Origin of the sequence: Streptomyces sp. NPDC093252 (assembly GCF_040683675.1) — a bacterium.
Lineage (GTDB): Bacteria > Actinomycetota > Actinomycetes > Streptomycetales > Streptomycetaceae > Streptomyces.
Genome location: NZ_JBFBEM010000003.1, coordinates 160,112 through 184,536, shown reverse-complemented (window position 1 = coordinate 184,536; position 24,425 = coordinate 160,112). Strand labels below are relative to the sequence as shown.

Below are 24,425 nucleotides of genomic sequence, written 5' to 3'. Positions count from 1 at the left end.
CCGCCTGCCGCCCCCTGCGTGCGGACAGGGGGCGCGGGCTCACCTCAGCGCGTCACCCAGAGGTTCATCGCCCACCCGTTGTTGTCCTGCCGGAGGTTGTCGCACCAGTAGTACCCGTACGGGTCCTGGCCGCTGTAGTTGGTACGGGCCATGCCGCACTCGAGCTGGACGCCGATGGACGTGGGCGCGTGGAAGATCGCCACGACCGTGTTCGTCCCGGGCTCGGCCGCCGCCGGGGTCGCGGTCGCCGCGAGGCTTCCGATGGTGAACAGGGCGGCGAGGCCGATTCCTGCCAGGGTCTTCTTCGGACGCATGGGTTCCCCCCTCGGGATCCGTCCGCCGTCCGCCGGTTGCGGCGGCGGGCTCCGTACGACGACGAAACTAGGCGCGGCGGGGTGCGTCCCGCCGGGCGATCGGGACGCGATGCCCGACCGGGCGGAATCGGTGCCCGATGCGCGCGAACAGTGGATAGTCGCCGCATGGACCGAACGCCTTCGCCCGCCGATGACACGCCCCTCTCCCCCGGGGAGTACGCGGCGGTGCGGGCCGCCGTCTCGGCCGGGGCCGGATGCTGGGCCGACGGCCGGCCCTGCACGCTCAACGGGCTGCTCGAGAGGTGGCGCTCGGTCGTGACAGAGCTGGAGGAGGGCTACCCGTGGGGCGCGCCGGAACTCGGCAACGACCTCTGGTGCCGCGGAGCGCTCGCACGCGTCTGGCCTCTGCTGCCCCCGCGCGTCCGGTCGGTCCGGCGAGCGGAGCTGTGGGAGACCGACCGGCGTTTCCGCGCGGCAACGATTCCGTGGCCCGGCCGGGGTGAGGAGGAGGCGGGCGAGTGGTGGAGAGGGCGCCTCCCCCGGCTGCTGGAGATCGAGGCCGGAGACCGCCGCGAGCGGGGCTGGCCCTCCGGCTGGGCCATGCTGCCGTTCCCCAGACCGGATGCCGTGCGGGTGATCGACTGAGCATCGAGCCGATCACCCTGTAACGATGGCCCTCCCCCCACCACTTCTCCATGACAGAGAACACCGGGAAGACGGAGGTGCGGCGGTGGGGGATCGGATGGCCGGTGCGGAGGAGGCCGATGGAGCGTCGGCCCGCTTCACCGCGATGTACGACGACTGCCGGGCGCGGGTCTGGGCCTATGTGGTCAGCCGGGCCGGGCGGCAGGTCGCCGACGAAGTGGTGAGCGAGACCTTCGCCATCGCCTGGCGGCGCCGGGCCGATGTCCCCGAACCCCCGCTGCCCTGGCTGCTCGGTGTCGCCCGGAACGTGCTGCGCGACACCGTGCGGGCCGAGGTCAGACGGGAGTCGTTCGCGGCGGAGATGCGGGTGTGGACCACCGCGCAGGACGCCGACATCGCCGAGGACGTGGCCGAGCGGGACGACCTGCTGACGGCCCTGGGCTCGCTCGCCGACGAGGATCGGGACGTGCTGATTCTCGCCGCGTGGCAGGGGCTCAGCCCCGCTCAGGCGGCCGAGGTCGTCGGGTGTTCGGCCGCCGCCATGCGGGTGCGGCTGCACCGGGCGCGCAAGCGGCTCACCAAGGCGCTGGGGAGTGCGTCCCCGCCGCCCGTCTCTCCCGTCCGGCCCCGGGTTCGGTTCGTGCAGGAGGAAGCGTGAGAGGAAGCGTGAGGGACATGGGTCGCAAAGGGCAGGGCGAGGATCGTGGGTACGGGGACGTTCGCGGGCACAGGGGCGGTGCGGCGCAGCGGGACGTCATGGCGCGGCTGGCCGCCGCCCGGCCCGCCGCGCTGGACGACGGGGCGATGGCCGACCCCGTGACCAGGGCGCGCGAACTCGCCGCCGCCGTACGGCACGACACTCCTCCCGTGAGCAGGAAGCCGTGGCGGCCGGTGCGGCGGCCCCGGTGGGCGCTGGCCGCGCTGCCGGTCGCCGTGGCCGTCACCGTCACCCTGGTGCAGGGGGGCGGGGGTGGGTCCGGGGACGGGTCCGGGGGCGGTACCGCCAGTGACTATCTGCTCGCCGCCGCCGCGAAGGTCGAGGCCCGGGGGGACGGGTCCGGCGGCGACTACTGGTTCCAGGAGGAGCGCCTCGGCGCCCTGCACCGCGTTCCCGGGGACGGGGATGGGGATCAGGGTGAGGGTGAGGGGGCGTACGTCATCGATCAGCGGGAGACCGGGCGGCAGTGGCTCGCTTCGGGGTCTGACCGGCGCTGGTCCGAGTACGAGGACACCGGGACCGGCCCCGCGTCCCCCGCCGACGAGCGGGCCTGGCGGGCCGCCGGGTCCCCGGACGAGTGGACGCTGCCGGAATCGGCCGGCGGTGATGTCGTACGGCGCGAGCCCTCGGGGGTCGTGAAGCGGGACGCCCCCGGGGACGGCGTCGATGTCGTCCCGATCGGGGAGCTGACGACCGATCAGCTCAAGTCGCTGCCCACTGAGCCGGGGGCGCTGCGGGAGCGGCTGGTGGAACTGGCGAACGCCAGGTTCCGGGCGGCCGACGGCTCGCCGGACGATCTCACCGACCGGATCGTCGTCTGGCAGGCCATCGAGATCGCCGTCCGGCTGCCCGCCGACGCCGAACTCCGCGCCGCCGCCTACCGGCTGCTCTCGCAGGAGCCCGGCGTCCGGGACCTCGGGGTGGTCGAGGACCGGAGCGGACGCGAGGGGAACGGCGTCGCCCTGCCCGCCCGCGAGGGCGAGTCCGAGCTGCGGCTGATCCTGGACCGCTCGACCGGCGCCCCCCTCGGCACCCTCACCGTCGCGACCCGCGCCCACGACGGCTGGGCCGAGGGCGAGACCACCTCGTACACCACGATCGTCGAGCGGCGGTGGACGGACACCCCGCCGTCCTTCGACCGGGATCTGGGGATGGACGAGGGCCGGGGGAGCGGCTCCGCCGTCCGCCAGGACGACTGAGGCCGGTCGCCGGGTGGGGGGGCTGGGGCCCTCCGCCGGGGGGGCTGAGGGCGGTCGCCGGTATGGCTGGGGCCGTCCCCGCCGGGGCGGCTGGCGCCGGTCGGCCGGTCGGTCGCAGGAGGCGGCGCGCCGTGCTCTTCCGGTCGGGCTACGGGAAGTACAGCGCCGCCTTCTTCAGCACATGGCCGGTGAAGGAACCGGCCCACTTGACCCAGTCCCGGAACATGTCGGTCCGAGGGCCGTCCGCAGTCACGGTGACCGTGACCGGGCGGCCCGTCATCGTGAAGCCGAGCGTGCGGATGTCCGCCGTCGCCCAGGTGACGGCGGACGGCCGGACATCCTCGCTGATCAGCGCCGGCAGCACCAGCCCCGCGCTGCGGTTGAGCAGACGGCCGCGGATCCGGCTCCTGGCGGCGGTCATGGCCCAGCCGGTGAACTCGGCGAGTGCGACGTCGTCCACGGAGGGCACGGCGGCGGCGTGGACGAAGAGCTGTGCCCTGCTGCCCAGCCAGCGAGCCTTGCGGTCGGTCCGCATGCCCACCACCACCTCGTGGCCGTGCCACCGCATCGAGGTCACCTCGCAGCCGTCGGCCGCCAGCCGGTCTCGCAACCCCGCCAAGTAGCCTGCCGCCGGGCCCAGTTGGCTTGTCATGGGGAGATGGTCCAGCATGCCCGGCGCCCGGGGAAGGCCGGAAACGGCCTCGGCAACCCGGTCGCGTGTCCGCCGCACGCGACGCTAGCGTGCCCCCCATGACCTCCCCTCCTCCCTCCCCGTCCCCCTCTCCGTCCCCCTCCCCCGATTCCGCCGCGCACCCCCGTTTCGCCGAGGCCCTCGACGCGCTCGGTCTCGGGGAGGTGGCGGGCCGGGTGCGGCGCTTCCCGGACGCCACCCGCACCGCCGCCGAGGCCGCCGCGGCGATCGGCTGCGAGCTGAGCCAGATCTGCAAGTCGCTCATCTTCGCGGCGGACGGCGTCCCGGTGCTGGTGCTGATGGACGGGGCGTCCCGGGTCGATGTCGAGCGGGTCCGGGAGGAACTCGGCGCCGGGAAGGTCACCCGCGCCAAGGCCGACGTCGTACGCGAGACCACCGGGTACGCCATCGGCGGCGTACCGCCCTTCGGGCACCGCGGCCGGACCCGGGTCCTCGCCGATCGCTCGCTGCTTGCCCACGACGTGGTGTGGGCCGCCGCCGGGGACCCGCACACCGTCTTCCCGATGGAGCCCAAGGAGTTGATCGCGCACGCCGGAGCCACACTGGTGGACGTGCGCGAGTCCGACCCGGGCGCGTGACACCGCTGGTCGTCGCCGCCGTGCTCGCGGCGGCGGTCACCCACGCCGGGTGGAACGCCATCGCCCACCGCATCACCGACAAGCTGGTGGGGTTCAGCCTCATCTCCGGGGGCGGGCTGCTCATCGGCCTCGCCCTGGTGCCGTTCGCGCCCCTCCCCGCCGCCGCGGCCTGGCCGTACCTCGTCGTCTCCGCGGTCCTCCACCTCGCCTACTACCTGCTGCTGATGCGCTCCTTCCGGCTCGGCGACTTCGGGCAGGTCTACCCCCTCGCCCGCGGCACCGCGCCCCTCCTCGTCACCGGCCTCGCCGCGCTCTTCGCCCACGAGGTGCCCGACGGCCCGGCCGCCGCCGGGATCGCCCTGTCCTGCGCCGGGCTGACCGGCGTCGCCCTGTGGGGGCTGCGCGGCCGGCGCCCCGACTGGCCCGCCCTCGGCGCCGCCCTCGGCACCGGCGTCGCCATCGCCGCGTACACCGTGGTCGACGGCCTCGGGGTGCGCGCCGCAGGCTCCCCGCTCGGCTACATCGGCTGGCTGCTGCTTCTGCAAGGGGCCGTGCTCCCGGGGTACGCCTGGTGGCGGTGGCGCGGGGAGACGATGGCGAGGCTGCGGCCGTTCGCCGCGCTGGGACTGATCGGCGCGGCCCTGTCGGTCGCCGCGTACGGGCTGGTGCTCTGGGCCCAGACCCGGGCCGCGCTGGCACCGGTCGCCGCGCTGCGGGAGTCCTCCGTCCTTGTCGGCGCCGCCCTCGGTGCCGTGCTCTTCAAGGAGCGGTTCGGACTGCCGAGGGTGGTGGCGGCCGGGCTGCTGGTGCTGGGGACCGGGCTGATGCTGGGATCGGGGTGAGAGGGGCCCACAGGGGCCGTAGGGGCCGCAGGGAGCCGCAGGGTGCCTCAGTGCCTCAAAGGGTGTCGGGCGGCGGCTCGCCGAACCGCGCCAGGCACAGCGCCGCCGTCACCGCCAGCGCGAACCCCAGGACCGCGAGCCAGGTGAGGCCCGCCCGGGTGCCGTCCCCCAGCCACACCACCCCCACCAGCCCCGGTCCGATCGTCTCCCCGATCACCATCCCGGCCGTCGCCGTCGTCACCGAACCGCGCTGCAACGCCGACGTCAGCAGCAGAAACGCCGCGCCCCCGCCCAGCAGCAGGGCGTACGCCGCCGGATCGGTCAGCAGGGCCTCCGGCGCCGGGTCGTCGATCAGCCGTACGGACACCTCCACCACCCCGAACCCGAACCCCGCCCCCAGCCCCATCACCGGCCCCCTGACCCGGCCCCGCAGCAGCCGCCCGCCCAGCATCCCCAGCACCGCCACCGCCACCGCCGTCACCACCATCGCGTACGGCAGCGCCGCCGGACCGGGCCGGCCGCCCTCCGGGCCGGAGGCCAGCGCCAGCATCGCCAGCCCGGCGCACACCGCCGCCACCGCGCCCCGCTCCACCCCGGTCAGCCGCGCCCCCAGCAACCGGGCCGCGACCACCGCCGTGACCGCCAGACTGGACGCCAGCGCCGCGCCCACCGCGTAGATCGGGATCGAGCGCAGGGCGAGGATCTGGAGGACGAAACCGAGTCCGTCCAGGGCCAGTCCGGCCAGGTACCGCCACTGCCGCAGCGCGCGCAGCAGCAGCGCCGCGTCCCCGCCCCGGCCGATGTCCCCACCCCGGCTGACATCCCCGCCCCGGCCGACGTCCTCGCCCCGGCCCATGTACGCGACCCGGCGGGCCGCCATCGCCTGGAGCACGGTCGCGGTGCCGAAACAGAGCGCGGCACCCAGGGCGCAGAGCATTCCAAAAGTCACCGGAATACTTTAAACATGCGCAAATGGGGTGGGGGTGGGAAGGGGGTGTGCGGGATGACTCCGGGCGGGGCGGCGGGAGTTGGGGCGCCGCGCCGTCGGCCGGGGCCCGTCCCCGGGCGGCCGTACGCGCGGGCCGTCCGCGGCGCCTCCGGTTGCGGGCGTACCCGCCACGGGGTGTCCTGATCCTGACCGACCAGGGGGGATCGTCCGTCTGCGCCGCCGCCACCACCGGCAACCGACAACCGACACGGTGGCCGGGCGCGCGGCGCGGAACCCACCCCCCGGAGGGAACCCCCATGGCTGCCAAGCCCGCCGTCGTCCTGGTCCACGGATTCTGGGGCGGTGCCGCCCACTGGTCCAAGGTCATCCCCGAGCTGCACCGCCGCGGCTTCACCGAGCTGCACGCCGTCGAGAACCCGCTCACCTCGCTCGCCGAGGACGCCGAACGCACCCGCAAGATGGTCAAGCAGATCGACGGCCCGGTCGTCCTCGTCGGCCACTCCTACGGCGGAGCCGTCATCACCGAGGCCGGTGACCTGCCCAACGTCACCGCGCTCGTCTACATCGCCGCCTTCGCGCCGGACGCCGGGGAGAGCCCCGGCGGGATCAGCCAGGAGAAGCCCCCGGCCGCCTTCGACAACCTCGCGCCCGACTCCGACGGCTACCTCTGGGTCAAGCAGGACAAGTTCCACGAGAGCTTCTGCCAGGACCTGACCGAGGAGGAGGGGCTCGTCATGGGCGTGACCCAGAAGGCGCCGCTCGCCTCCACCTTCGGCGACACCATCAGCGCCCCCGCCTGGCGGGCCAAGCCGGTCTGGTACCAGGTCTCCAGCAGCGACCGCATGATCCACCCGGACAACGAACGCCGGATGGCCGAGCGGATGAACCCCCGCAAGACCATCGAGCTGGACTCCAGCCACGCCTCGCTCGCCTCGCAGCCGGGCCCGGTCACCGATCTGATCGAGGACGCCGCCAACGCCGTCTGAGGCGTGAGGGCCGCATGGGTCGTACAGGCCAGGCCGTACGGGCATGCGGGCGCGGGCGGCCGGGAGCACTCTGGAAGCAGGTCTTCCGGAGGTGACCGTCATGACGCACACCACGACCCGCACCACCCCGCCGACCGCGATGCACACCACCGTGGGCTGGCATGTCGAGCTGGAGTTCATGGAGGACGACCAGCACACCCGGGCCGCCGCGCTGGTCCGGCTGCCGGACGGCACCGAGGTCCGCGGCCACGGCCGGGCCACCCGCCACCACGCCGACTCCCAGCAGCCACGCGTCGGCGAGGAGATCGCGGGGGCCCGCGCCCTCAACGAGATCGCCATGCAGTTGCTCACCAAGGCGCACGGCGAGATCGACGCCGACTCGGGCCGGATCTCCAGCCCCATCCACGCCTAGCCGGCCCCGCACACACCCCCCCGTTAGAGCAGGCGCCTCGACCCTCTCTTGTGGTTACTCGGGAACTGTAAGAGAGTGAAGCCTGACCTGGAAGAACGCACTTTCTGGCGACGGGGGACCCGATGGCGACCAAGCAGCTCCTCAACGACCTCCCGGCCGACGCCGATCTGCGCCGCGCCGACTCGCTCGCCCGCGAGATCTTCTCGGACGTCGCCAACAAATGGGCGCTCCTGATCATCGAGGCGCTCGGCGACGGCACCCTCCGCTTCAGCGCGCTGCGCCAGGAGGTCGAGGGCATCAGCCACAAGATGCTCACCCAGAACCTCCGCATGCTGGAGCGCAACGGCCTGGTCGACCGGAAGGTCCACCCCACCGTCCCGCCCCGCGTCGAGTACACCCTCACCCCGCCCGGCCACGCCCTGCGCGCCGCCGTCGACACCCTCTGCGGCTGGACCCAGGAGCATCTGACCCACATCGAGAGCGCCCGGCAGCGGTTCGACGACTGAGGCGACTGGAGATGACTGAGATGACTGACGGGTGTCCTCAGGGCGTCCTCAGGGCGTCCCTGTCGTCCCTGTCGTCCGTGTCGTCCCTGTCCCGAACGCCCGCCCGAGGTGGGGGAGCGCGGCGGCCAGCGCCGGGTTGCGGGTGGCGTCCTGCCAGGTGAGGGAGAGCAGCGCCGGGGCCGGGGCGTCCTCGATCGGGCGGACGGCGAGCCGGTCGGTGTGGGGCGCGGCCAGGGACTCGCTCAGTACGGCCACCCCGAGGCCCCGGGCCGCCAGATCCGCCAGGGCGTCGGCCGCGCCCGCCCGGAGGGTGATCGCGGGGGCCTGCCCGACCGCCGCGCAGGCCCGGTCGAACGCCGTCCGCACCCCGGTCCCCGACGGCATGCAGATCAGCGGGTGGGCGGACACTTCCGCGAGGGTGACGCCGGGGCGGGCGGCCAGCGGGTGATCCGGCGGCACCGCCACCACCAGCCGCTCACTGACGATGACCAGCGACTCCAGCCCCTCGGGCGGTGCCGACGCCGTACCGACCAGCGCCAGATCCAACCCGCCCGCCCACACCCGCTCCACCAGCTTCTCCGAGTTGTCCTCCAGCAGCTCGATCTCCACCCCCGGATGCGCCCGGTGGAACGCCGCCAGCCCCTCGAACAGCGGGGTGACCGTGCAGCCGACCACCATCCCGGCGGTGAGCCGGCCCCGCAGCACCCCGGACACCTCCGCCACCGCCACCCCGACCGCCGCCGAGGCCGCCAGCGCGGTCCGGGCGTGCTCCAGCGCCGCCTTTCCGGCCGGGGTCAGGGTCGCCGTACGGCCCGAGCGGTCGAACAGCTCGGCGCCCAGCTCCCGTTCCAGCCGCCGGATCTGCGCGCTGACCCCGGACTGGCTGATGTGCACCCGCTCGGCGGCCCGGGTGAAGTTCCGCTCCTCGGCGACCGCGACGAAGTACTCCAACTGCCTCAGTTCCATGACTGGGGATTCTAGTTTCCGGAAGGAGTAGCTGTTGGACTTCTGATCGGGTGGGGCGGAGGCTGGAGGGACCGAAGTCCCCTCCAGAGAGGCAGAGTGACGGCCATGACCGGCAACGAGAAGACCGGCAACGAGAAGATCGGTTACGAGAAGGCCATGCGGCCCGAGGACCTCACCCGGCTGTTCGTCGAGCGCTCCAACGCCGGGGACGCCGCCGGGGTCGCCGCGCTCTACGAGGAGGACGCGGTGCTGGCGTATCCGCCGGGGCGGACGACCGTGGGGCGGGCGGCGATCCGGGAACTGTGGGAGAAGGTGCTCGCCGACCGGCCCCGCTTCACCCCCGAACCGCCCCTGCCCACCCTCGTCAGCGGCGATCTCGCGCTCACCGCCACCCCTCCGGCGGACGGCGCCGGGGCGCGGGCGCAGGTGGCGCGGCGGCAGCCGGACGGGAGCTGGCTGCGGGTGCTGGACCAGCCGGAGTTCGTGACGCTGGAGTAGCCGCCGGGGTAGCCGCCGGAGTAGGCGGGCCGGGGGCGGGCCCGAGATGCGGGGCGGCCGTCAGCGGCCCGTCGAGCAGACCCCCACCGCCCGGATCAGGGCCTGCGCCCTCGGGTCCGCCGTCACGCTCTTGCGGAAACCGTTGGTGACATAGCCGAAGGCGATCCCCGACTCCGGGTCGGCGAAGCCCAGCGCGCCGCCCCGGCCCGGATGCCCGAACGAGCCGTCCGACAGCAGCGGGGACGCGCTGCCGTGCAGCATGTAGCCGAGGCCGAAGCGGGTGCCGACGACCAGGATCCGGTCCGGCCCGGCGGAGCGCTCCCCGCGCGCCAGCTCCACCGTCTCCGGGGTGAACAGCCGCTTCCCGCCGTCCACCGGGCCGATCAGCGAGGCGTAGATCCGGGCCAGTCCGTCGGCGGTCGCGATGCCGTTGGAGGCGGGGAGCGCGGCGGCCCGGTAGGCCGGGTCGTTCTCGTCGGGCAGCGGGGTGATCGCGGCGAAGGCGCGGCGGGTGAGGGAGTCCGGGTCGGCGTAGGCGTCGGAGACGGCCCGCTTGGGGCGGGTGCGCAGCCCGCCGGGGCCGGTCCCCGGGGTGTCGCCGCGCCCGACCCGGCCCACCCGGGCCGCCTCCGCCGCCGGCAGCCCCAGCCAGAAGTCCGCGCCCACCGGACCGGCGATCTCCTCGGCGATCCACTCCCCGATGCCCCGCCCGGTCACCCGGCGCACCAGCTCCGCCGTCAGCCAACTGAAGGTCTGCGCGTGATAGCCGTGCGCGGTGCCCGGCTCCCAGGCCGGTGCCTGCGCCGCCACCGCCCGCGCCCCCAGCACCGGGTCCGCCGCCTGCTCCGGGGTCAGCGGCCGGTCCAGCACCGGCACCCCGGCCCGGTGCGCCAGCAGGTGCCGGACGGCGGTGCGCTCCTTGCCGGCCGCCTTGTACTCCGGCCACCACGCGCCGACCGGCGCGTCCAGGTCCAGTTCGCCGCGCTGGTGCAGCAGCAGGAGGACGGCGGCGGCCACGCCCTTGGTCGCCGACCGCACGATCTGGGCGGTGCCCCGCTCCCAGGGGGCCGTGCCGTCGATGTCCCGCGTCCCGGCCCACAGGTCGACGATGCGGTGCCCGTCCCGGTAGACGGCGACGGCCGCGCCCCGGTCGCCGAGCGCCGAGAAGTTGCGGACGAAGGCGTCCCGGACCGGCTCGAACCCCTCGGCCACCGTGCCCTGTATCTCCACACCCTCGCTCACACCCGCACCCCGTTCCGATTCCCGTTCCCGGCCCTCGCCGCCGTCGACAGTGGGTGCAACCGCCCCCCACCGCCGTCTGATTCCCCCGCTGGGCTCAGCCCCGCCCCGCCGACCGATTCCCCCGCAGGGCTCGCTGGGCTCAGCCCCGCCCCGCCGCCGGTACCGACCGCGGATCGAAACCGTACGGCAGCTCCAGCCGGTGCGCCCGCATCAGGTCCTCGTCGGAGAGCAGGTCGCGGGTGGGGCCGTCCGCCGTGATCACGCCCTCGCTGAGGATCAGCGCGCGCGGGCACAGCTCCAGGGCGTAGGGGAGGTCATGGGTGACCATCAGGACCGTCACGTCCAGGGCGCGCAGGATGTCGGCGAGTTCGCGGCGGGAGGCCGGGTCCAGATTGGACGACGGTTCGTCCAGGACCAGGATCTCCGGCTCCATGGCGAGGACGGTCGCCACCGCCACCCGGCGCCGCTGGCCGAAGGAGAGATGGTGCGGCGGACGGTCCCGGTACTCCGCCATGCCGACCTGCCCGAGTGCCCGGTCCACCCGGGCCTCCAGCGCCGCCCCCGTCAGTCCGGCCGCCGCCGGTCCGAACGCCACGTCCTCGCGCACGGTCGGCATGAAGAGCTGGTCGTCGGGGTCCTGGAAGACGATCCCGACCCGGCGCCGGATCTCCGCCAGATGCGCCCGCCCGACCGGCAGCCCGGCCACCCGGACCGTGCCGGTGCCGCCGGTCAGGATGCCGTTGAGATGCAGGACCAGGGTGGTCTTCCCGGCGCCGTTCGGGCCGAGCAGCGCGACCCGCTCGCCGCGCCCGATCCGGAAGTCCACGCCGAACAGCGCCTGATGCCCGTCCGGGTAGGCGAAGGCGAGGCCGGAGACCTCCAGGGAGGCGGGGGCCGGGGAGGCGGGGGCCGTGCTGTCGTCGTCGCTCACAAGGTCCGTCACAGGGTCCGTTGCAGGGTCCGTCACAGGGTCCATCCCAGCAGACAGACCACCAGCGCCGTCAGGGGGAGGGCCAGCGCCGACGACCACTGGGCGCGGTCCGCGCGCACCTCGTCGATGACCGGCATCGTCCCCGTGTAACCCCGGCTGATCATGGCCAGATGGACGCGCTCGCCCCGCTCGTAGGAGCGGATGAACAGCGCGCCCGCCGACTTCGCCAGCACCCCCCAGTGGCGGACGCCGCGCGCCTCGAAGCCCCGGGACTCACGGGCGATCCGCATCCGCCGCATCTCATCGGTGATGACATCGCCGTAGCGGATCATGAAGGAGGCGATCTGGACGAGGAGCGGGGGCAGCTTCAGCCGCTGGAGGCCGAGCAGCAGGGCGCGCAGTTCGGTGGTGGCGGCGAGCAGGACGGAGGCGGCGACGCCGAGGGTGCCCTTGGCCAGCACGTTCCAGGCGCCCCACAGTCCGTTCACGCTCAGCGACAGGCCGAGGACGTCCACCCGCTCGCCCCGCGCCACGAACGGCAGCAGCACCGCGAACGCCACGAACGGCACCTCGATCAGCAGCCGCCGCAGCAGCAGCCCGGCCGGGACGCGGGCGAACCCGGCGACCGCCGCGAGCAGCACCCCGTACAGCCCGAACGCCCACATCGCCTCGCGCGGGGTGGACACCACGACCACCACGAAGGCGAAGGTGGCGGCGATCTTGGTGTGCGGCGGCAGTCGGTGCACGGGCGAGTGCCCGGGCCGGTAGAGCCGGTGCGCGTGTCCCGCTCCCATCGGGTCAGGAACTTCCGGCGGCCGAGGTGGCGGTGGCGGAGTCGTCACCGGTACGCCGTCGGCGGATCGCCCAGAAGACCGCGCCGCCCGCGACGACCGTGGCGCCGACGCCGATCACGCCCGCGAGACCGCCGGAGAGCCGGGCGTTGTCGATGTCCCGGACGCCGTAGTCGGCCAGCGGCGAATCGGCGTTGGCGTGCTCCTCGGCGGAGTCCGCGAAACCCTTGTCCTCGGCGACCCGCTCCAGCCCGTCCGGGTTCGCGGACGCGTAGAAGGAGACGACACCGGCCAGGAGCAGGGAGACCACCAGCCCGGAGAGCAGGAAGGTGCGGCGGGACGCGCGCGGCGCCGCCGCCACCGGCTCGGGCTCCCGGCCCGGCGCGTCGACCAGTTCCCCGCCCACCCGCAGCTTCAGCGGCTGCCGCAGATCCCGCGCCCCGTACACCAGGTCCGGCCGGACGGCGATCACCGCGCCGACGGTGAGCGCGGTGATGACCGCCTCCCCGATCCCGATCAGCACATGCACCCCGCCCATGGCCGCCGCGACCGTCCCCAGCGGGACATCGGTCGTGCCGCCGATCGCGTAGAACCCGACGAAGGCGAGCGCGGCGGCCGGTACGGACACCAGCGCGGCCACGAACGAGGCGGCCGTCACCGAGCCGGGGCGCCGGGGCAGCACCTTCACCAGCGTGCGGAAGAGGACGTACGCCACCACGACCCCGACGACCGACATCGTGGAGATGTTCACGCCGAGCGCGGTCAGCCCGCCGTCCGCGAACAGCACGGACTGCATCAGCAGCACCACGGAGATACAGAGCGCCCCGGTGTAGGGCCCGACCAGGATCGCGGCCAGCGCCCCGCCCAGCAGATGCCCGCTGGTCCCGGCCGCGACCGGGAAGTTCAGCATCTGCACGGCGAAGATGAACGCGGCGACCAGCCCGGCCAGCGGCGCGGTCCGCTCGTCCAACTCCTTGCGCGCCCCGCGCAGGGACACGGCGACGGCGCCCGCCGCGACGACGCCCGCCACCGCGGAGGTGGGGGCGTTGATGAATCCGTCAGGTACATGCACAGGGCGATGATTGACCTGTTGCGAACCCTGTGCAAGAGCGCCTGGGTGTCGGGAACGTCTCGTGTGCGTATACGGAGATCGGCGCACAGGGGTTCCGGAGGGAGTCTCTCCGGGGGTGGTGTCAGGAAAATGTGCGACATTGGAGAAGGGGCGGGATTGCACAGCTTTCACACAGGTCACGCTGGGTAAAGGGGCCGTCCGATGTCCGCAGTCGAGCAGTACGCGCGAGCCCATATCGTCACCGACACCGACATCCCCGATGAGCCCGACGCCGTTCCCGTCGTGCTGCGCTACGACCCCGAGGCCGACCCGCTGTCGGTCCGGATCGGGCTGCCGGGCCCGCCCGGACCGCACGAGTGGACCTTCGACCGCACCCTGCTGGAACAGGGGCTGCGGGAACCCGCCGAGGCGGGCGAGGTCAGGGTCTGGCCGTGCGGCCGGGTCCAGGCCGTGGTCGAGTTCCACTCCGCGCAGGGCGTGTCGGTGGTGCAGTTCGACGCCAAGACGCTGATGCGGTTCCTGCGGCGGACCTATCTGGCGGGGGCACCGGCACCGGCACCGGCACCCGCCGCGGTGACGCGGATCAGCCGCCCAGCTTGAGCAGCGCCGCCACCATCGGGCCCGCCGTCGAGCCGCCGTGCCCGCCCTGCTGGACCACCCCGGCCGCCGCCAGATCACCCCGGTACGCCGTGAACCAGCCGTTGGGCTTCTTCTGGCCGTCGACCTCCGCCGACCCGGTCTTCGCGCCGACGTCACCGGTCACCCCGGCCATCGCCTCGGCCGCCGTGCCGGAGGACGCGGTGTAGCCCATCAGCTCGCGCAACTGGCCCGCCGTACCGGCGGACATCGTGCGCGAGGCGGTCGCCAGGGTGCGGCCGTCCACCGACGGGTCGACCAGATACGGCTGGCGGAAGGCGCCCTCCTTGACGGTCGCCGACACCGACGCCATGTTCAGCGGGTTCATCCGCACCCCGCCCTGGCCGATCAGCGAGGCGCCCATCTGCGCGTCCGACTGCACCGGCACCGAGCCGTCGAAGGACGGCACCCCGATCGCCCAGTCGTTCAGCCCCAGGCCGAACACCTGCTGGGCCTGCTTGGTCAGATCGTCGTCCTTCAGCTTCGGCGCCTGGCTGATGAAGGCGGTGTTGCAGGACCGCGCGAAACTCGTCCGGAACGTGCCGTCCTTGATCTCGAACTCGTCCAGGTTCTGGAACTTCCAGTTGCCGTAGGTGAAGTACTTCGGGCAGGGGTGCTCCTTGTCCATCGACGCGAGCCCCTTGTCGATCAGCAGCGAGGCGGTGATCACCTTCATCGTGGAGCCCGGCGCCAGCGAGCCCTGGAAGGCGGTGTTGAAGTTCGGGTTGGCGTTGGCGGCGGCCAGGATCTCACCGGTCGACGGCTTGATCACCGCCACCGACGACTTGGCCCTCTTCGCCACCTGCTCCTCCGCCGCGGCCTGCAACTCCGGGCTGAGCGTGGTCTCCACCGTGCCCGGTGTGCCCTCGCTCAGCTCCAGCAGGGTCTTGTCCGAAGCGTCCTTCTTCTTCGACTCCTTGCCGCGCACCACCCGCAGTTCGATACCCGCGGTGCCGCCGGCCGTCTTGCCGTACTTCTCCCGCAGTCCGTCCAGGACCGGGCCCAGCGACGGGTACTTCTCGACCGTCAGCTCACCGCCGTCCCGGTCCAGCGCCTTGACCGGCGGGGTGCCGGCCGCCCCGGTGACGAGGGTGTCGCCGTCCTGGAGTTCGGGGTGCAGGACCGCGGAACTCCAGTCGACCAGGGGGGTGCCGTCGCCCGCGCGGCGGATGACGGTGAGGGTGCTGGAGTAGGAGAGGGGCTTGCTGACCTCGGGGCGGGTCTCGGTCTTGGGCGAGGTGACCGTGCCCTTCACCGTGAACGGGACCTCGTCGCCCCGGCGGGTGCCCGGGGTGAGGGTGAGATCGCCGATCCCGGCCTCCCCGGCGTAGCCGGTGAGGAGCGCCTTGGCGGCGGGGCCGTCGTTGGTGGCGGAGGCCGCGGCGATGACATCGCCCCGCTGCCAGGCGGTGAGGAAGGTCTCGGCGGCGGTGGTGATCTCGGTGGCGGAGAGGGGGCCGGTCCGCTCCGGCTCGGCGCGCTCGCCCGCGCCGGACACGAGGGTGTCCTCGGCGGCGGCACCGCCGTAGAGGGCGTAGACACCGAGACCGGCTCCGCCGACGACCACGGCGACCATGCCGCCGATGAGGGAGGGGCGGGTCGTCCTTCGTCGCTCGGCGACGTGCCTTCTGTTGCCCACGCTGGTTCCGACCTCATTCTTCGTTCCGCGGTGTGCTTGCGCTGCGTGCTTCTGCCGTGGCGGCGACGCAGTGGCGGCGATGCCGTGTCGTTGTTGCCGTGTCGTTGTTGCCAACGAGTGCACCACCCTAGAGTCCCGACCTGTGCGGTACGACTCCGTCGGGGGGCGGGATGTGACGGGGCGTCGGTTGTTCGTCCGGTGCGGGTGGGTGGGGGCTGGTCGCGCAGTTCCACCCCCAGAGGGGGTACCCCCAGCGCCCCTGAAAAGCCGCTGCGCCCGCCGGAACCAAGAGGGAATCCCCCGACCCCTCTAACCCGCCCGGAGTACCGATGCCACGATCGGGCCCGCCGCGTCGCCGCCCCGGCCGCCGCCCTCCGCCATCGCCGCCGCCGCGATGTCCCCGCGGTACCCGGTGAACCAACTGTTCGCCTTCTCGGCGCCGTCCACCTCCGCCGACCCCGTCTTCGCCCCGATGTCCCCGCCCAGCCCCGCCATCGCCGCCGCGCCCGACCCGCTGACCGCCGTGCGGTTCATCATCGAGCGGAGCTGGGCGACCGTCCCGGCCGACAGCCCCTTCGCGGTGGCGAGTTCACGGTCGTCCAGGGACCGCGGCACGATCACCGGCTGCCGGAACGTCCCGGTGCTCGCCGTCGCCGTCACGGACGCCATGTTCAGCGGGCTCATCTGCACCTGCCCCTGGCCGATGAGGTTCGCCGCCTTGTCCGGCCCCTCGACCGCCGGGACCGAACCGTCGAAGGACGGGATGCCGGTCTTCCAGTTGTCCTTCCCGAGCCCGAACCGCTCCTCCGCCTCCCGGGTCACCGAGTCGGCGTCCAGGTCGTCGGTGTACTTGATGAAACCGGTGTTGCAGGAGCGGGCGAACGTGTCCGCCAGGGTCGCGCCCTCATCGGGCTCCAGGGTCTCCAGGTTGTTGAAGGTCTGGCCCTCCCACATCGCCGTGTCCGGGCAGGGCGCGGGGCCCTGCTCGGTGGTCAGCCCGGAGTCGATGAGCGTGGCGGCGGTGATGATCTTCATGGTGGAGCCGGGCGCGACCTCGCCCAGGAACGCCGCGTTCCAGCCGTCGGCCCGGTTGTTGGCGACGGCCAGCACCTCGCCGGTGCTGGGCCGGACGGCGACCACCGACGACTCGTCGTACGCGCCGACCGCCTTCTCGGCCGCGGCCTGCGCGCTCGCGCTGAGGGTGGTGGTCAGCCGGCCCGGCTCGCCCTCGGCGACGGTGAGCAGCGGGGTGTCGGCGGCGCCGGTCGCGGTGTGCCGGATCGCCAGCTCGACGCCCGGGGTGCCGCCGGACCGGTCGCCGTACTTGGCGCGCAGCTCGTCCAGGATCGGGCCGAGCGAGGGGTACTCCTTCGCGGTGAGGACCTCGCCGTCGCGGTCCACCGCCTCGATCGGGGGCTGCGCCGAGGGCCCGGTCATCAGGGTGTCGCCGTCCTTGAGGTCCGGATGCACCACCGACGGCTCCCAGTCGACGAGCGCCTTGCCGGTGGTCTTGCCGCGGACGACGGTGAGGGTGCTGTCGTAGGCGAGCGGCTTGCTCGTGCCGTCGTATGACACCGTTGCCTTCACCGTGTACGGGACGGTGGCGCCGGTGGCGGTGCCGGGGGTGATCGCCACGTCCGTGATACGGGCCTCCTGCCCGAAGGCGTTGAGGACCGGGGCGGCGACGGAGGCGTTGTTGGTGAGCGCGGCGGCGGCCGTGCCGTCGCCCTTCTCCCAGGCCGCGAAGAAGTCGGCGCTGGTCTCCTCGATCTCGTCGGCGCTCGGGGGGCCGGTTCTCACCTCGGACCCGCCCGAGCCGTCGCCGCCCATCGCCGAGACGACGTTGTACGCCCCGTATCCGGCGGCGCCCACCATCCCGGCGAACACCGTCCCCACGACGGCTCCCTTGACCCCCTTGCGCATGACGCGGCCCTCCCCGTTTCCCCGTTCGGTTCCCCTGCTGCTCTGCCCCGGCGGCGGCACGCGGACATTCTGAACGCGTTCAGACGGCCGGGCGTGTCGAACTGTAGGTGCCGGGAGGGCGAATTGTGACGCCTGTTGCCGGACGGTGGCAGAACAGAGACATGAAGCTGGTGCATAGGGCACCTATCGGGCCGGTGCGGGGCCCGTGCCCGGGTGCGTACCGGGTCTGCGCCGGGCCCGTGCCCGGGTGCGTACCGGGTCTGTGCCGGGCCCGTGCCGGGTGCGCGGCGGGCCCGTGCTGGGAGGGCGTCGGGCCTGTGCCGGGAGGGCGTCGGGTGTGCCGAATGCCTCAGCGGCTAGTCCGAGTTCGGCAGCGGCTTCCAGGTCGAGGGGCCCGGCGTGCGGCCCGCGGGCGGATACTCGCAGTCGATGCTGCTGATCTCCCGGTCCCCGTCGGCGTCGACCACCGCGACGCCGGTACAGGCCCGCCCGTGCTCATCGGTCCAGGTGACCACCTCGCTGCGATCGGCGCACCCGGCGAGCAGCAGCACCCCCGCGATCGCCGTCCCGGCCCCCACAACCGCCCGCCGCCCTCCGGCACCCCGCATGGCATCCCCCTGAGTCGCATGGTCTCCGACTCCCTTGGTACCGGGCGCGGTTGAACGCCGTCCATACGGCCGACCACAGCTACGGCCACATCTACAGCCGCACCTACGGCCACATCTACAGCCACACCTACGGCCGCACCCGCGACTACACCCAGGTGTCCAGCCACATCCGTGACCGCCAGTCGTCGATCGGGATCGACTGCCCGGTGTAGATCGGCCAGAAGTAGATGAAGTTCCAGGCGATGAGCAGGACCAGGACGCCCGCGCCGGTCGCGCCCGCGACTCTGCGGGTGTCCGTGGAGCGGGGTGGGCCGATCAGCGCGCCGAGGAGCATCGCCACGGCCAGGCACAGGAACGGGATGAAGACGACCGCGTAGAAGAGGAAGATCGTGCGCTCCTGGTACAGGAACCAGGGGGCGTACCCGGCGGCGATGGCGCAGGCGATGGCGCCCGCGCGCCAGTCGCGGCGGAAGAACCAGCGCCACAGGACATAGGCGAGCGCGAAGATCCCCACCCACCACAGCATCGGCGTGCCCAGCGCCAGTACCTCGCGGGCGCACTTCTCTCCCGCGTCCGCCGGGCAGCCGTCGGCGCCGGGGGCGGGGGACTCGTAGAAGTAGGAGACCGGGCGGCCCAGGACCAGCCAGCTCCACGGGTTGGACTGGTAGGTGTGGGGGGAGTCCAGGTCGACATGGAACTGGTAGACCTGCGTCTCGTAGTGCCACAGGCTGCGCAGCCAGTCCGGGAACAGCCAGGACCAGGAGCTGTCGCGGCCGTCGGTGGCCGCCCAGTTGCGGTAGTAGCCGCCCGTGCCGTCCGTCGGCGAGAGGATCCAGCCGATCCAGGACGCGAGGTACGTCACCACCATCACCGGCACCAGGGCGACGAACGCCAGGCCCAGGTCGTACTTGACGACCGCCCGATACGGGTGCCGGGCCCCCGCCACCTTGCGGGCGCCGACGTCCCACAGCACCGTCAGCACCGCGAACGCGACCAGCACATAGAGGCCGTTCCACTTGGTGCCGACCGCCAGGCCCAGCATCAGCCCGGCCGCCCACCGCCACGGACGCAGCCCCAGCCGGGCGGTGTCGGCGATGTACGCGTCCGGCCGGACCCGCCCGTCCGCGTCGACCGGCAGCGCGGCGGCCAGCCGGGCGCGCGCCTTGTCCCGGTCCACCACCAGACAGCCGAAGGCGGCGACCACGAAGAACATCAGCACACCGTCCAGCAGCGCCGTCCGGCTCATCACGAAGTGCAGCCCGTCCACCGCCAGCAGCGCCCCCGCCACACAGCCGAGGAAGGTCGAGCGCAGCAGCCGACGCCCGATCCGGCAGATCAGCAGCACCGACAGGGTGCCCAGCACCGCCGTCATGAACCGCCAGCCGAACGGATCGAACCCGAACATCAGCTCGCCCAGCCCGATGACATACTTCCCGACCGGCGGATGCACCACATAGGCCGCGTCGGTGGGGATCGGGACGTTGCCGCCGGAGTTCAGGATCAGGTCGTTGACGTTCTTGTCCCAGTTGACCTCGAACCCGCGGTGGACGAGCGCCCACGCGTCCTTCGCGTAGTACGTCTCGTCGAATATCACCGCCTTCGGGTTGCCCAGGTTCCAGAACCGCAGCACCCCCGCGAACAGCGTGACCAGCAGCGGACCGCCCCAGCCGGCCCAGCGGACCAGCCGGGTGGCGCGCTCGTGGGGAATCCCGAGCGCCGCCCACAGCCGCGGTCCGGGCTCCGCGTACGGCGGCACCAGCCGCTCCCGGACGTCCCCCGGATCGCCGTCGTCACTCCGCCCCGTGTAGCCGAAACGGCGCAGCCGCTGCGGCCACGCGGGCCGCTGGTCGGGCGGGGCCTCGTCATGCCGGGTGTCCGTCGAGGGCGCGGAGGACGCGGAGGACGCGGTACTGGTCACCGCGCCATCGTAGGGAACGGGGCTGTGGGAGTCCCGCGCATGGGTGGGATGGGGGGATATGGGCGGGAATGCTTCCCGTTCCCGGTGGTCGCCGCTCCCCGTTCCCGGTGGTCGCTGCGGTGCGCGGGAGGGCGCCCGGGAGGGCTGGGCGGGCTGGGAGGATGGGGGGCGTGACTGGAACCCTTGTTTTGGCGGGCACCCCCATCGGCGACACCGCGGACGCCCCGCCCCGGCTGGCCGAGGAACTGGCGGGCGCCGATGTGATCGCCGCCGAGGACACCCGGCGGCTGCGCCGGCTGACCCAGGCCCTCGGGGTGACCCCCCGGGGCCGGGTGGTGTCCTACTTCGAGGGCAACGAGGCCGCCCGCACCCCGGAACTGGTGGAGGAGCTGACCGGCGGGGCGCGGGTGCTGCTGGTGACGGACGCCGGGATGCCGTCGGTGTCCGACCCCGGGTACCGGCTGGTCGCGGCGGCCGTCGAGCGGGACGTCCGGGTCACCGCGGTGCCGGGGCCGTCCGCCGTGCTCACCGCGCTCGCGCTGTCCGGGCTGCCGGTGGACCGGTTCTGCTTCGAGGGGTTCCTGCCGCGCAAGGCCGGGGAGCGGCTGTCCCGGCTGCGGGAGTCCGCCGCCGAGCGCCGCACCCTCGTCTACTTCGAGGCCCCGCACCGCCTCGACGACACCCTCGCCGCGATGGCCGAGGTCTTCGGCGGCGAGCGGCGGGCCGCGGTCTGCCGGGAGCTGACCAAGACCTACGAGGAGGTGCGGCGCGGCCCGCTGGCCGAGCTGGCGGAGTGGGCGGCGCAGGGGGTGCGCGGGGAGATCACCGTGGTGGTGGAGGGGGTGCCGGAGCGGTCCGGGGCGGAGGTCGGCCCGGAGGAACTGGTGCGGCGGGTGCGGGTGCGGGAGGAGGCGGGGGAGCGGCGCAAGGAGGCCATCGCGGCGGTGGCCGTGGAGGCGGGGGTGCCGAAGCGGGTCGTCTTCGACGCGGTGGTGGCGGCGAAGCAGGGGACGCCCTGAGGGGGCCGACACGAAGGGCCGCCCGCCGCTCACACCCGTCTTGACGCATCCCTGACGCCGCCCCGGTCCACGCTTCGGCAAAGTGGAGGGACCTCCTCCGGGGGTTTCGGCAAGGAACGGCCAAGCCGTGGCCAACTCTCGGCAGGGTGGGTGCATCGGGGCCCGGGGAGGCGTTCTCTGGTCTGGAGGACGTACCCGTCCCCGACGGACCAGCGGACACCACAGGAGCTGGCATGAGCGAGATCGCAGGGCACACCGGCCTCCGCAGCGCGGCGGACACCGTCGTCCACGAGTCCTACTCCTTCGCCTGCATGAGGTGCGGGCACGGCTGGGAGCAGTCGTACGCGATAGAGCACCACACGGACGCCGACGGCCGCGCCTTCGTGCTGTACGTGGCGGACGGCCAGGTCGTGCCGTCCCCGCTGAACCGGCCGACCTGCGCCAACTGCGACGGCCATGTGCTGCGGATCATGGCGGCCGGCCGGGTCTCGGGCGTACGGGAGGCGGCGCGACGCGGCACCGCCCGCCCGGCCCCGCCCGCCCCGGCGGACGGGACCGACGACGTACCCGGCACCCCGCGCCGCGACCACCACCACTGGCACCTCTCCGACCTCCTGCACCCCTTCCACCGCCGGGCCAGCTAGCCCCGGCCCTCCCTCGTTCGGGCCCGGCGGACGGCCTCCCCCGCCGGGCCCGACGGCTGCCCGCGCCCATCCCCGACCCATCCCCACCGGTCCCCACTCGTCCCGGCCCGGCCCGGCGCTTTCGTAGGATCGGGACATGTCTTCGAACGCCTCCGGAGCCTCATCCCGCGGATCCCGCACCTCCCGCGCATCGCGTACCTCCCGTGCCCCGCGCGCCTCCCGCGCTCCCGGTGAGGACGCCGCCCCGCCGCCCCCGCAGCCGCTGCGCGTCCCGGTCGCCGACTCGCACACCCACCTCGACATGCAGTCGGGCACGGTCGAGGAGGCCCTCGCCGCCGCCGCGTCGGTCGGCGTCACGACGCTCGTCCAGGTCGGCTGCGACCTCAAGGGCTCCCGCTGGGCCGCCGAGACCGCCGCGGCGTACGACGACATCCACGCCGCCGTCGCCCTCCACCCCAACGAGGCACCCCGGATCGTGCACGGCGACCCCGACGGCTGGTCCCGGCAGGGCGCCCGCACCCCCGGCGGCGACACCGCCCTCGACGACGCGCTCACCGAGATCGACCGGCTCGCCGCGCTGGACGCGGTCAAGGCGGTCGGCGAGACCGGCCTCGACCACTTCCGCACCGGGCCGGAGGGCAAGGAGGCCCAGGAGCGCTCGTTCCGCGCCCACATCGAGATCGCCAAGCGCCACGGCAAGGCCCTCGTCATCCACGACCGCGACGCCCACGCCGACGTCCTGCGCATCCTCAAGGAGGAGGGCGCCCCCGAGCGGACCGTCTTCCACTGCTACTCCGGCGACGCCGCGATGGCCGAGATCTGCGCCCGCGCGGGCTACTTCATGTCCTTCGCCGGGACCGTCACCTTCAAGAACGCCCAGAACCTGCGCGACGCGGTCGCCGTCGCCCCGCCGGAGCTGCTGCTGGTGGAGACCGACGCCCCCTTCCTGACCCCGGCCCCGTACCGCGGACGGCCCAACGCCCCCTATCTCATTCCGGTCACGGTCCGCGCGATGGCCGCCGTGCGGGGCGTCGGGGAGGACGAGCTGGCGACCGCCCTCGCCGCCAACACCGCCCGCGCCTTCGCCTACTGAGGACACGGGGCGTAGCCGCGCCGCTTTGGAGAGTGACGGTCGCTCCGCTACGTTCTGGGGGCCCGAGCCGGACCCGTCCGGCCCCGAGGGCAGGAACGCCCAGGCCCCAGGAGCGTGTCGGCGTGAGCAGCCAGCAGTACGAGTACGCGAACCCGTACACCGACCCGTACCCCCACCCCCACCCCTACGGGGACGCCGAGCCGGACGGCCACGCCGCCGCCCCCTCGGTCCCGCCCTTCCCGCAGCAGCCGGGGACGGCGGGTCCCCGGCGATCGGCGGCCCACCGCCGCCGGACACGGACCGGCGCTGAAAGCACCGGCGGTCCCGGCACCGCCGAGGGCACCGTCCGGCGACTGCTGCCCCGCGCGCTGGTCATGGCCTTCCTCGCCGGGGGCACCACCGCGTTCGTCGCCCAGGACAAGGCGGTCGAGCTGACCGTCGACGGACACCCCCGCGAGCTGCACACCTTCGCCGCCGACGTCACCGAACTCCTCGCCGACCAGGGCGTCGAGATCGGCCCCCACGACCGGGTGACCCCGGCCCCCGGCACCCATCTGACCAGCGGCGACGAGATCGCCGTCCGCCACGGCCGCCCGATCCGGCTCACCCTCGACGGCCGCCGCCACGAGGTGTGGACGACCGGGCGCACGGTCGGCGAGGCCCTGGGGCAGCTCGGGATCCGCGCGGAGGGCGCGTATCTCTCCGCCGCGCGCTCCCGGGCCATCCCCCGCGCCGGACTCGCGCTGGACATCCGCACCGAACGCGCGGTCACCGTCATGGCCGACGGCCGCGCCCGGACCGTCCGCACCAACGCGGCGACCGTCGGCGAGGCGGTGGCCGCCGCCGGGATCACCCTGCGCGGCGAGGACGCCCTCTCGGTGGCCCCGGGCAGCTTCCCGCGCGACGGGCAGAGTGTCACCGTGCTGCGGATCACCGGGTCGCGGGAGGTGGCCGAGGAGGAGATCCCGTTCGCGGTCCGGCGGACCGCGGACCCGGCGCTGTTCCGGGGCCAGGAGGTGATCGAGCAGGCCGGGCAGCCGGGCCTGCGCCGGGTCGTCTACGCCGTGCGGACCGTCAACGGGGTGCGGCAGAAGCCGCGCCTTACCGGCTCCGAGGTGGTGCGCGCGCCGCGCGAGCGGGTGGTGCGGGTGGGGACCAGGCCGATGCCGGTGTCGGTCCGGGGCGCCGACCACCTCGACTGGCGGGCGCTCGCCGTCTGCGAGTCCGGCGGCCGTCCCGGCGCGGTCGACCCGTCCGGGACGTACGGCGGGCTGTACCAGTTCGACACCCAGACCTGGCAGGGTCTCGGCGGCACCGGCCGCCCCCAGGACGCCCCCGCCGCGGAACAGACCCTGCGCGCGAAGAAGCTGTACATCCAGCGGGGCGCAAGCCCATGGCCCCACTGCGGCACCCAGTTGGGCGGCTGAGCCGCGGGGGGCTTTCCAGGGGCGCGGGGCTCCCTCGATCCGCGGCTCCGCCGCGTGGTCGCGACCAGCCCTCACCCACCCGCACCCGCCTCACAACCAGCCCTCACCCACCCACACACCCGCCACACAACCACCCCCCACCCCCGCCCTCATCCCG

The 24,425-nt window shown here is 73.8% G+C and carries 27 protein-coding genes; 15 read left to right on the top strand and 12 right to left on the bottom strand.

Annotated features, from left to right (window positions below):
* Positions 1–44: 44 nt before the first annotated feature.
* The gene (locus tag AB0O01_RS06780; RefSeq protein ID WP_365311409.1) at positions 45–314 is read right to left on the bottom strand and encodes a hypothetical protein; all 270 of its coding nucleotides are present in this window, start codon (positions 312–314) and stop codon (positions 45–47) included.
* Positions 315–479: 165 nt separating this feature from the next.
* On the opposite strand from AB0O01_RS06780, the gene AB0O01_RS06775 reads away from it, so the two are divergent.
* The 3 genes from AB0O01_RS06775 to AB0O01_RS06765 all read left to right on the top strand — a co-directional run bounded on the left by AB0O01_RS06775 (position 480) and on the right by AB0O01_RS06765 (position 2,876).
* Complete coding sequence (locus tag AB0O01_RS06775; protein WP_365311408.1) at positions 480–959, top strand: hypothetical protein; 480 nt, start codon at positions 480–482, stop codon at positions 957–959.
* Between the two features lie 85 nt (positions 960–1,044).
* A complete protein-coding gene (locus AB0O01_RS06770) occupies positions 1,045–1,617 on the top strand; it encodes a sigma-70 family RNA polymerase sigma factor (RefSeq protein ID WP_365311407.1) in 573 nt (190 codons plus the stop codon).
* A gap of 17 nt (positions 1,618–1,634) precedes the next feature.
* Positions 1,635–2,876, top strand: coding sequence for a CU044_5270 family protein (locus AB0O01_RS06765; RefSeq protein ID WP_365311406.1), 1,242 nt, complete (start codon positions 1,635–1,637; stop codon positions 2,874–2,876).
* Between the two features lie 148 nt (positions 2,877–3,024).
* Here the strand turns inward: AB0O01_RS06765 and AB0O01_RS06760 are convergent, their stop codons facing one another.
* Positions 3,025–3,528, bottom strand: a complete 504-nt coding sequence (locus AB0O01_RS06760; protein ID WP_365311405.1) for a hypothetical protein — start codon at positions 3,526–3,528, stop codon at positions 3,025–3,027.
* Positions 3,529–3,626: 98 nt separating this feature from the next.
* Here AB0O01_RS06760 and AB0O01_RS06755 point away from each other — a divergent pair, with 98 nt between their 5' ends.
* Positions 3,627–4,166: a YbaK/EbsC family protein gene (locus AB0O01_RS06755; RefSeq protein WP_365311404.1), complete on the top strand. Its 540-nt coding sequence runs from the start codon at positions 3,627–3,629 to the stop codon at positions 4,164–4,166.
* Positions 4,163–5,008: an EamA family transporter gene (locus AB0O01_RS06750; RefSeq protein ID WP_365311403.1), complete on the top strand. Its 846-nt coding sequence runs from the start codon at positions 4,163–4,165 to the stop codon at positions 5,006–5,008. Before AB0O01_RS06755 ends, AB0O01_RS06750 begins: the two co-directional genes overlap by 4 nt.
* Before the next feature lie 55 nt (positions 5,009–5,063).
* Here the strand turns inward: AB0O01_RS06750 and AB0O01_RS06745 are convergent, their stop codons facing one another.
* Entirely contained in the window at positions 5,064–5,945 is an 882-nt protein-coding gene (locus tag AB0O01_RS06745) for a hypothetical protein (RefSeq protein WP_365311772.1), read from the bottom strand.
* 308 nt (positions 5,946–6,253) lie between these two features.
* Here AB0O01_RS06745 and AB0O01_RS06740 point away from each other — a divergent pair, with 308 nt between their 5' ends.
* The 3 genes from AB0O01_RS06740 to AB0O01_RS06730 all read left to right on the top strand — a co-directional run bounded on the left by AB0O01_RS06740 (position 6,254) and on the right by AB0O01_RS06730 (position 7,861).
* On the top strand, positions 6,254–6,943 hold the full coding sequence (locus AB0O01_RS06740; RefSeq protein WP_365311402.1) for an alpha/beta hydrolase: 690 nt from the start codon (positions 6,254–6,256) through the stop codon (positions 6,941–6,943).
* 100 nt (positions 6,944–7,043) lie between these two features.
* A complete protein-coding gene (locus tag AB0O01_RS06735) occupies positions 7,044–7,355 on the top strand; it encodes a DUF1876 domain-containing protein (RefSeq protein ID WP_365311401.1) in 312 nt (103 codons plus the stop codon).
* A gap of 122 nt (positions 7,356–7,477) precedes the next feature.
* Positions 7,478–7,861 carry a helix-turn-helix domain-containing protein gene (locus tag AB0O01_RS06730; protein WP_365311400.1) on the top strand — a complete coding sequence of 128 codons (384 nt, stop codon included), beginning with the start codon at positions 7,478–7,480 and terminating at the stop codon, positions 7,859–7,861.
* A 48-nt stretch (positions 7,862–7,909) separates the two neighbouring features.
* Here the strand turns inward: AB0O01_RS06730 and AB0O01_RS06725 are convergent, their stop codons facing one another.
* Positions 7,910–8,827: a LysR family transcriptional regulator gene (locus AB0O01_RS06725; RefSeq protein ID WP_365311399.1), complete on the bottom strand. Its 918-nt coding sequence runs from the start codon at positions 8,825–8,827 to the stop codon at positions 7,910–7,912.
* A 105-nt stretch (positions 8,828–8,932) separates the two neighbouring features.
* Here AB0O01_RS06725 and AB0O01_RS06720 point away from each other — a divergent pair, with 105 nt between their 5' ends.
* A complete protein-coding gene (locus AB0O01_RS06720; RefSeq protein WP_365311398.1) occupies positions 8,933–9,325 on the top strand; it encodes a nuclear transport factor 2 family protein in 393 nt (130 codons plus the stop codon).
* A 60-nt stretch (positions 9,326–9,385) separates the two neighbouring features.
* Here the strand turns inward: AB0O01_RS06720 and AB0O01_RS06715 are convergent, their stop codons facing one another.
* The 4 genes from AB0O01_RS06715 to AB0O01_RS06700 all read right to left on the bottom strand — a co-directional run bounded on the left by AB0O01_RS06715 (position 9,386) and on the right by AB0O01_RS06700 (position 13,361).
* The gene (locus tag AB0O01_RS06715) at positions 9,386–10,555 is read right to left on the bottom strand and encodes a serine hydrolase domain-containing protein (RefSeq protein ID WP_365311771.1); all 1,170 of its coding nucleotides are present in this window, start codon (positions 10,553–10,555) and stop codon (positions 9,386–9,388) included.
* Positions 10,556–10,706: 151 nt separating this feature from the next.
* Positions 10,707–11,543: an ABC transporter ATP-binding protein gene (locus AB0O01_RS06710; RefSeq protein ID WP_365311397.1), complete on the bottom strand. Its 837-nt coding sequence runs from the start codon at positions 11,541–11,543 to the stop codon at positions 10,707–10,709.
* A complete protein-coding gene (cbiQ, locus tag AB0O01_RS06705) occupies positions 11,531–12,292 on the bottom strand; it encodes a cobalt ECF transporter T component CbiQ (RefSeq protein ID WP_365311396.1) in 762 nt (253 codons plus the stop codon). The genes AB0O01_RS06710 and cbiQ overlap by 13 nt, the downstream gene beginning before the upstream one ends.
* Before the next feature lie 4 nt (positions 12,293–12,296).
* Positions 12,297–13,361, bottom strand: coding sequence for an energy-coupling factor ABC transporter permease (locus AB0O01_RS06700; RefSeq protein WP_365311395.1), 1,065 nt, complete (start codon positions 13,359–13,361; stop codon positions 12,297–12,299).
* A 201-nt stretch (positions 13,362–13,562) separates the two neighbouring features.
* On the opposite strand from AB0O01_RS06700, the gene AB0O01_RS06695 reads away from it, so the two are divergent.
* On the top strand, positions 13,563–13,961 hold the full coding sequence (locus tag AB0O01_RS06695) for an SsgA family sporulation/cell division regulator (RefSeq protein ID WP_365311394.1): 399 nt from the start codon (positions 13,563–13,565) through the stop codon (positions 13,959–13,961).
* Here the strand turns inward: AB0O01_RS06695 and AB0O01_RS06690 are convergent.
* The 3 genes from AB0O01_RS06690 to AB0O01_RS06680 form a co-directional block, all read right to left on the bottom strand.
* Entirely contained in the window at positions 13,945–15,636 is a 1,692-nt protein-coding gene (locus AB0O01_RS06690) for a penicillin-binding transpeptidase domain-containing protein (RefSeq protein ID WP_365311393.1), read from the bottom strand. The genes AB0O01_RS06695 and AB0O01_RS06690 overlap by 17 nt on opposite strands.
* A gap of 309 nt (positions 15,637–15,945) precedes the next feature.
* On the bottom strand, positions 15,946–17,559 hold the full coding sequence (locus AB0O01_RS06685) for a penicillin-binding transpeptidase domain-containing protein (protein ID WP_365311392.1): 1,614 nt from the start codon (positions 17,557–17,559) through the stop codon (positions 15,946–15,948).
* A 356-nt stretch (positions 17,560–17,915) separates the two neighbouring features.
* A complete protein-coding gene (locus AB0O01_RS06680) occupies positions 17,916–18,167 on the bottom strand; it encodes a hypothetical protein (protein ID WP_365311391.1) in 252 nt (83 codons plus the stop codon).
* A 50-nt stretch (positions 18,168–18,217) separates the two neighbouring features.
* Between AB0O01_RS06680 and AB0O01_RS06675 the strand changes: the two genes are divergently transcribed.
* Entirely contained in the window at positions 18,218–18,379 is a 162-nt protein-coding gene (locus tag AB0O01_RS06675) for a hypothetical protein (RefSeq protein ID WP_365311390.1), read from the top strand.
* On the opposite strand, the gene AB0O01_RS06670 is transcribed toward AB0O01_RS06675, so the two are convergent.
* Entirely contained in the window at positions 18,313–20,085 is a 1,773-nt protein-coding gene (locus AB0O01_RS06670) for a phospholipid carrier-dependent glycosyltransferase (protein WP_365311389.1), read from the bottom strand. The genes AB0O01_RS06675 and AB0O01_RS06670 overlap by 67 nt on opposite strands.
* Before the next feature lie 170 nt (positions 20,086–20,255).
* Between AB0O01_RS06670 and rsmI the strand changes: the two genes are divergently transcribed.
* From rsmI to AB0O01_RS06650, 4 genes are all read left to right on the top strand, one after another.
* The gene (gene rsmI, locus AB0O01_RS06665) at positions 20,256–21,104 is read left to right on the top strand and encodes a 16S rRNA (cytidine(1402)-2'-O)-methyltransferase (protein ID WP_365311388.1); all 849 of its coding nucleotides are present in this window, start codon (positions 20,256–20,258) and stop codon (positions 21,102–21,104) included.
* Between the two features lie 233 nt (positions 21,105–21,337).
* The gene (locus AB0O01_RS06660) at positions 21,338–21,748 is read left to right on the top strand and encodes a hypothetical protein (protein WP_365311387.1); all 411 of its coding nucleotides are present in this window, start codon (positions 21,338–21,340) and stop codon (positions 21,746–21,748) included.
* Positions 21,749–21,884: 136 nt separating this feature from the next.
* Positions 21,885–22,841 (top strand): TatD family hydrolase, encoded by a 957-nt coding sequence (locus tag AB0O01_RS06655; protein ID WP_365311386.1) that lies wholly within the window; start codon positions 21,885–21,887, stop codon positions 22,839–22,841.
* 122 nt (positions 22,842–22,963) lie between these two features.
* Complete coding sequence (locus AB0O01_RS06650) at positions 22,964–24,268, top strand: ubiquitin-like domain-containing protein (RefSeq protein WP_365311385.1); 1,305 nt, start codon at positions 22,964–22,966, stop codon at positions 24,266–24,268.
* The last annotated feature ends 157 nt before the right edge of the window (positions 24,269–24,425 follow it).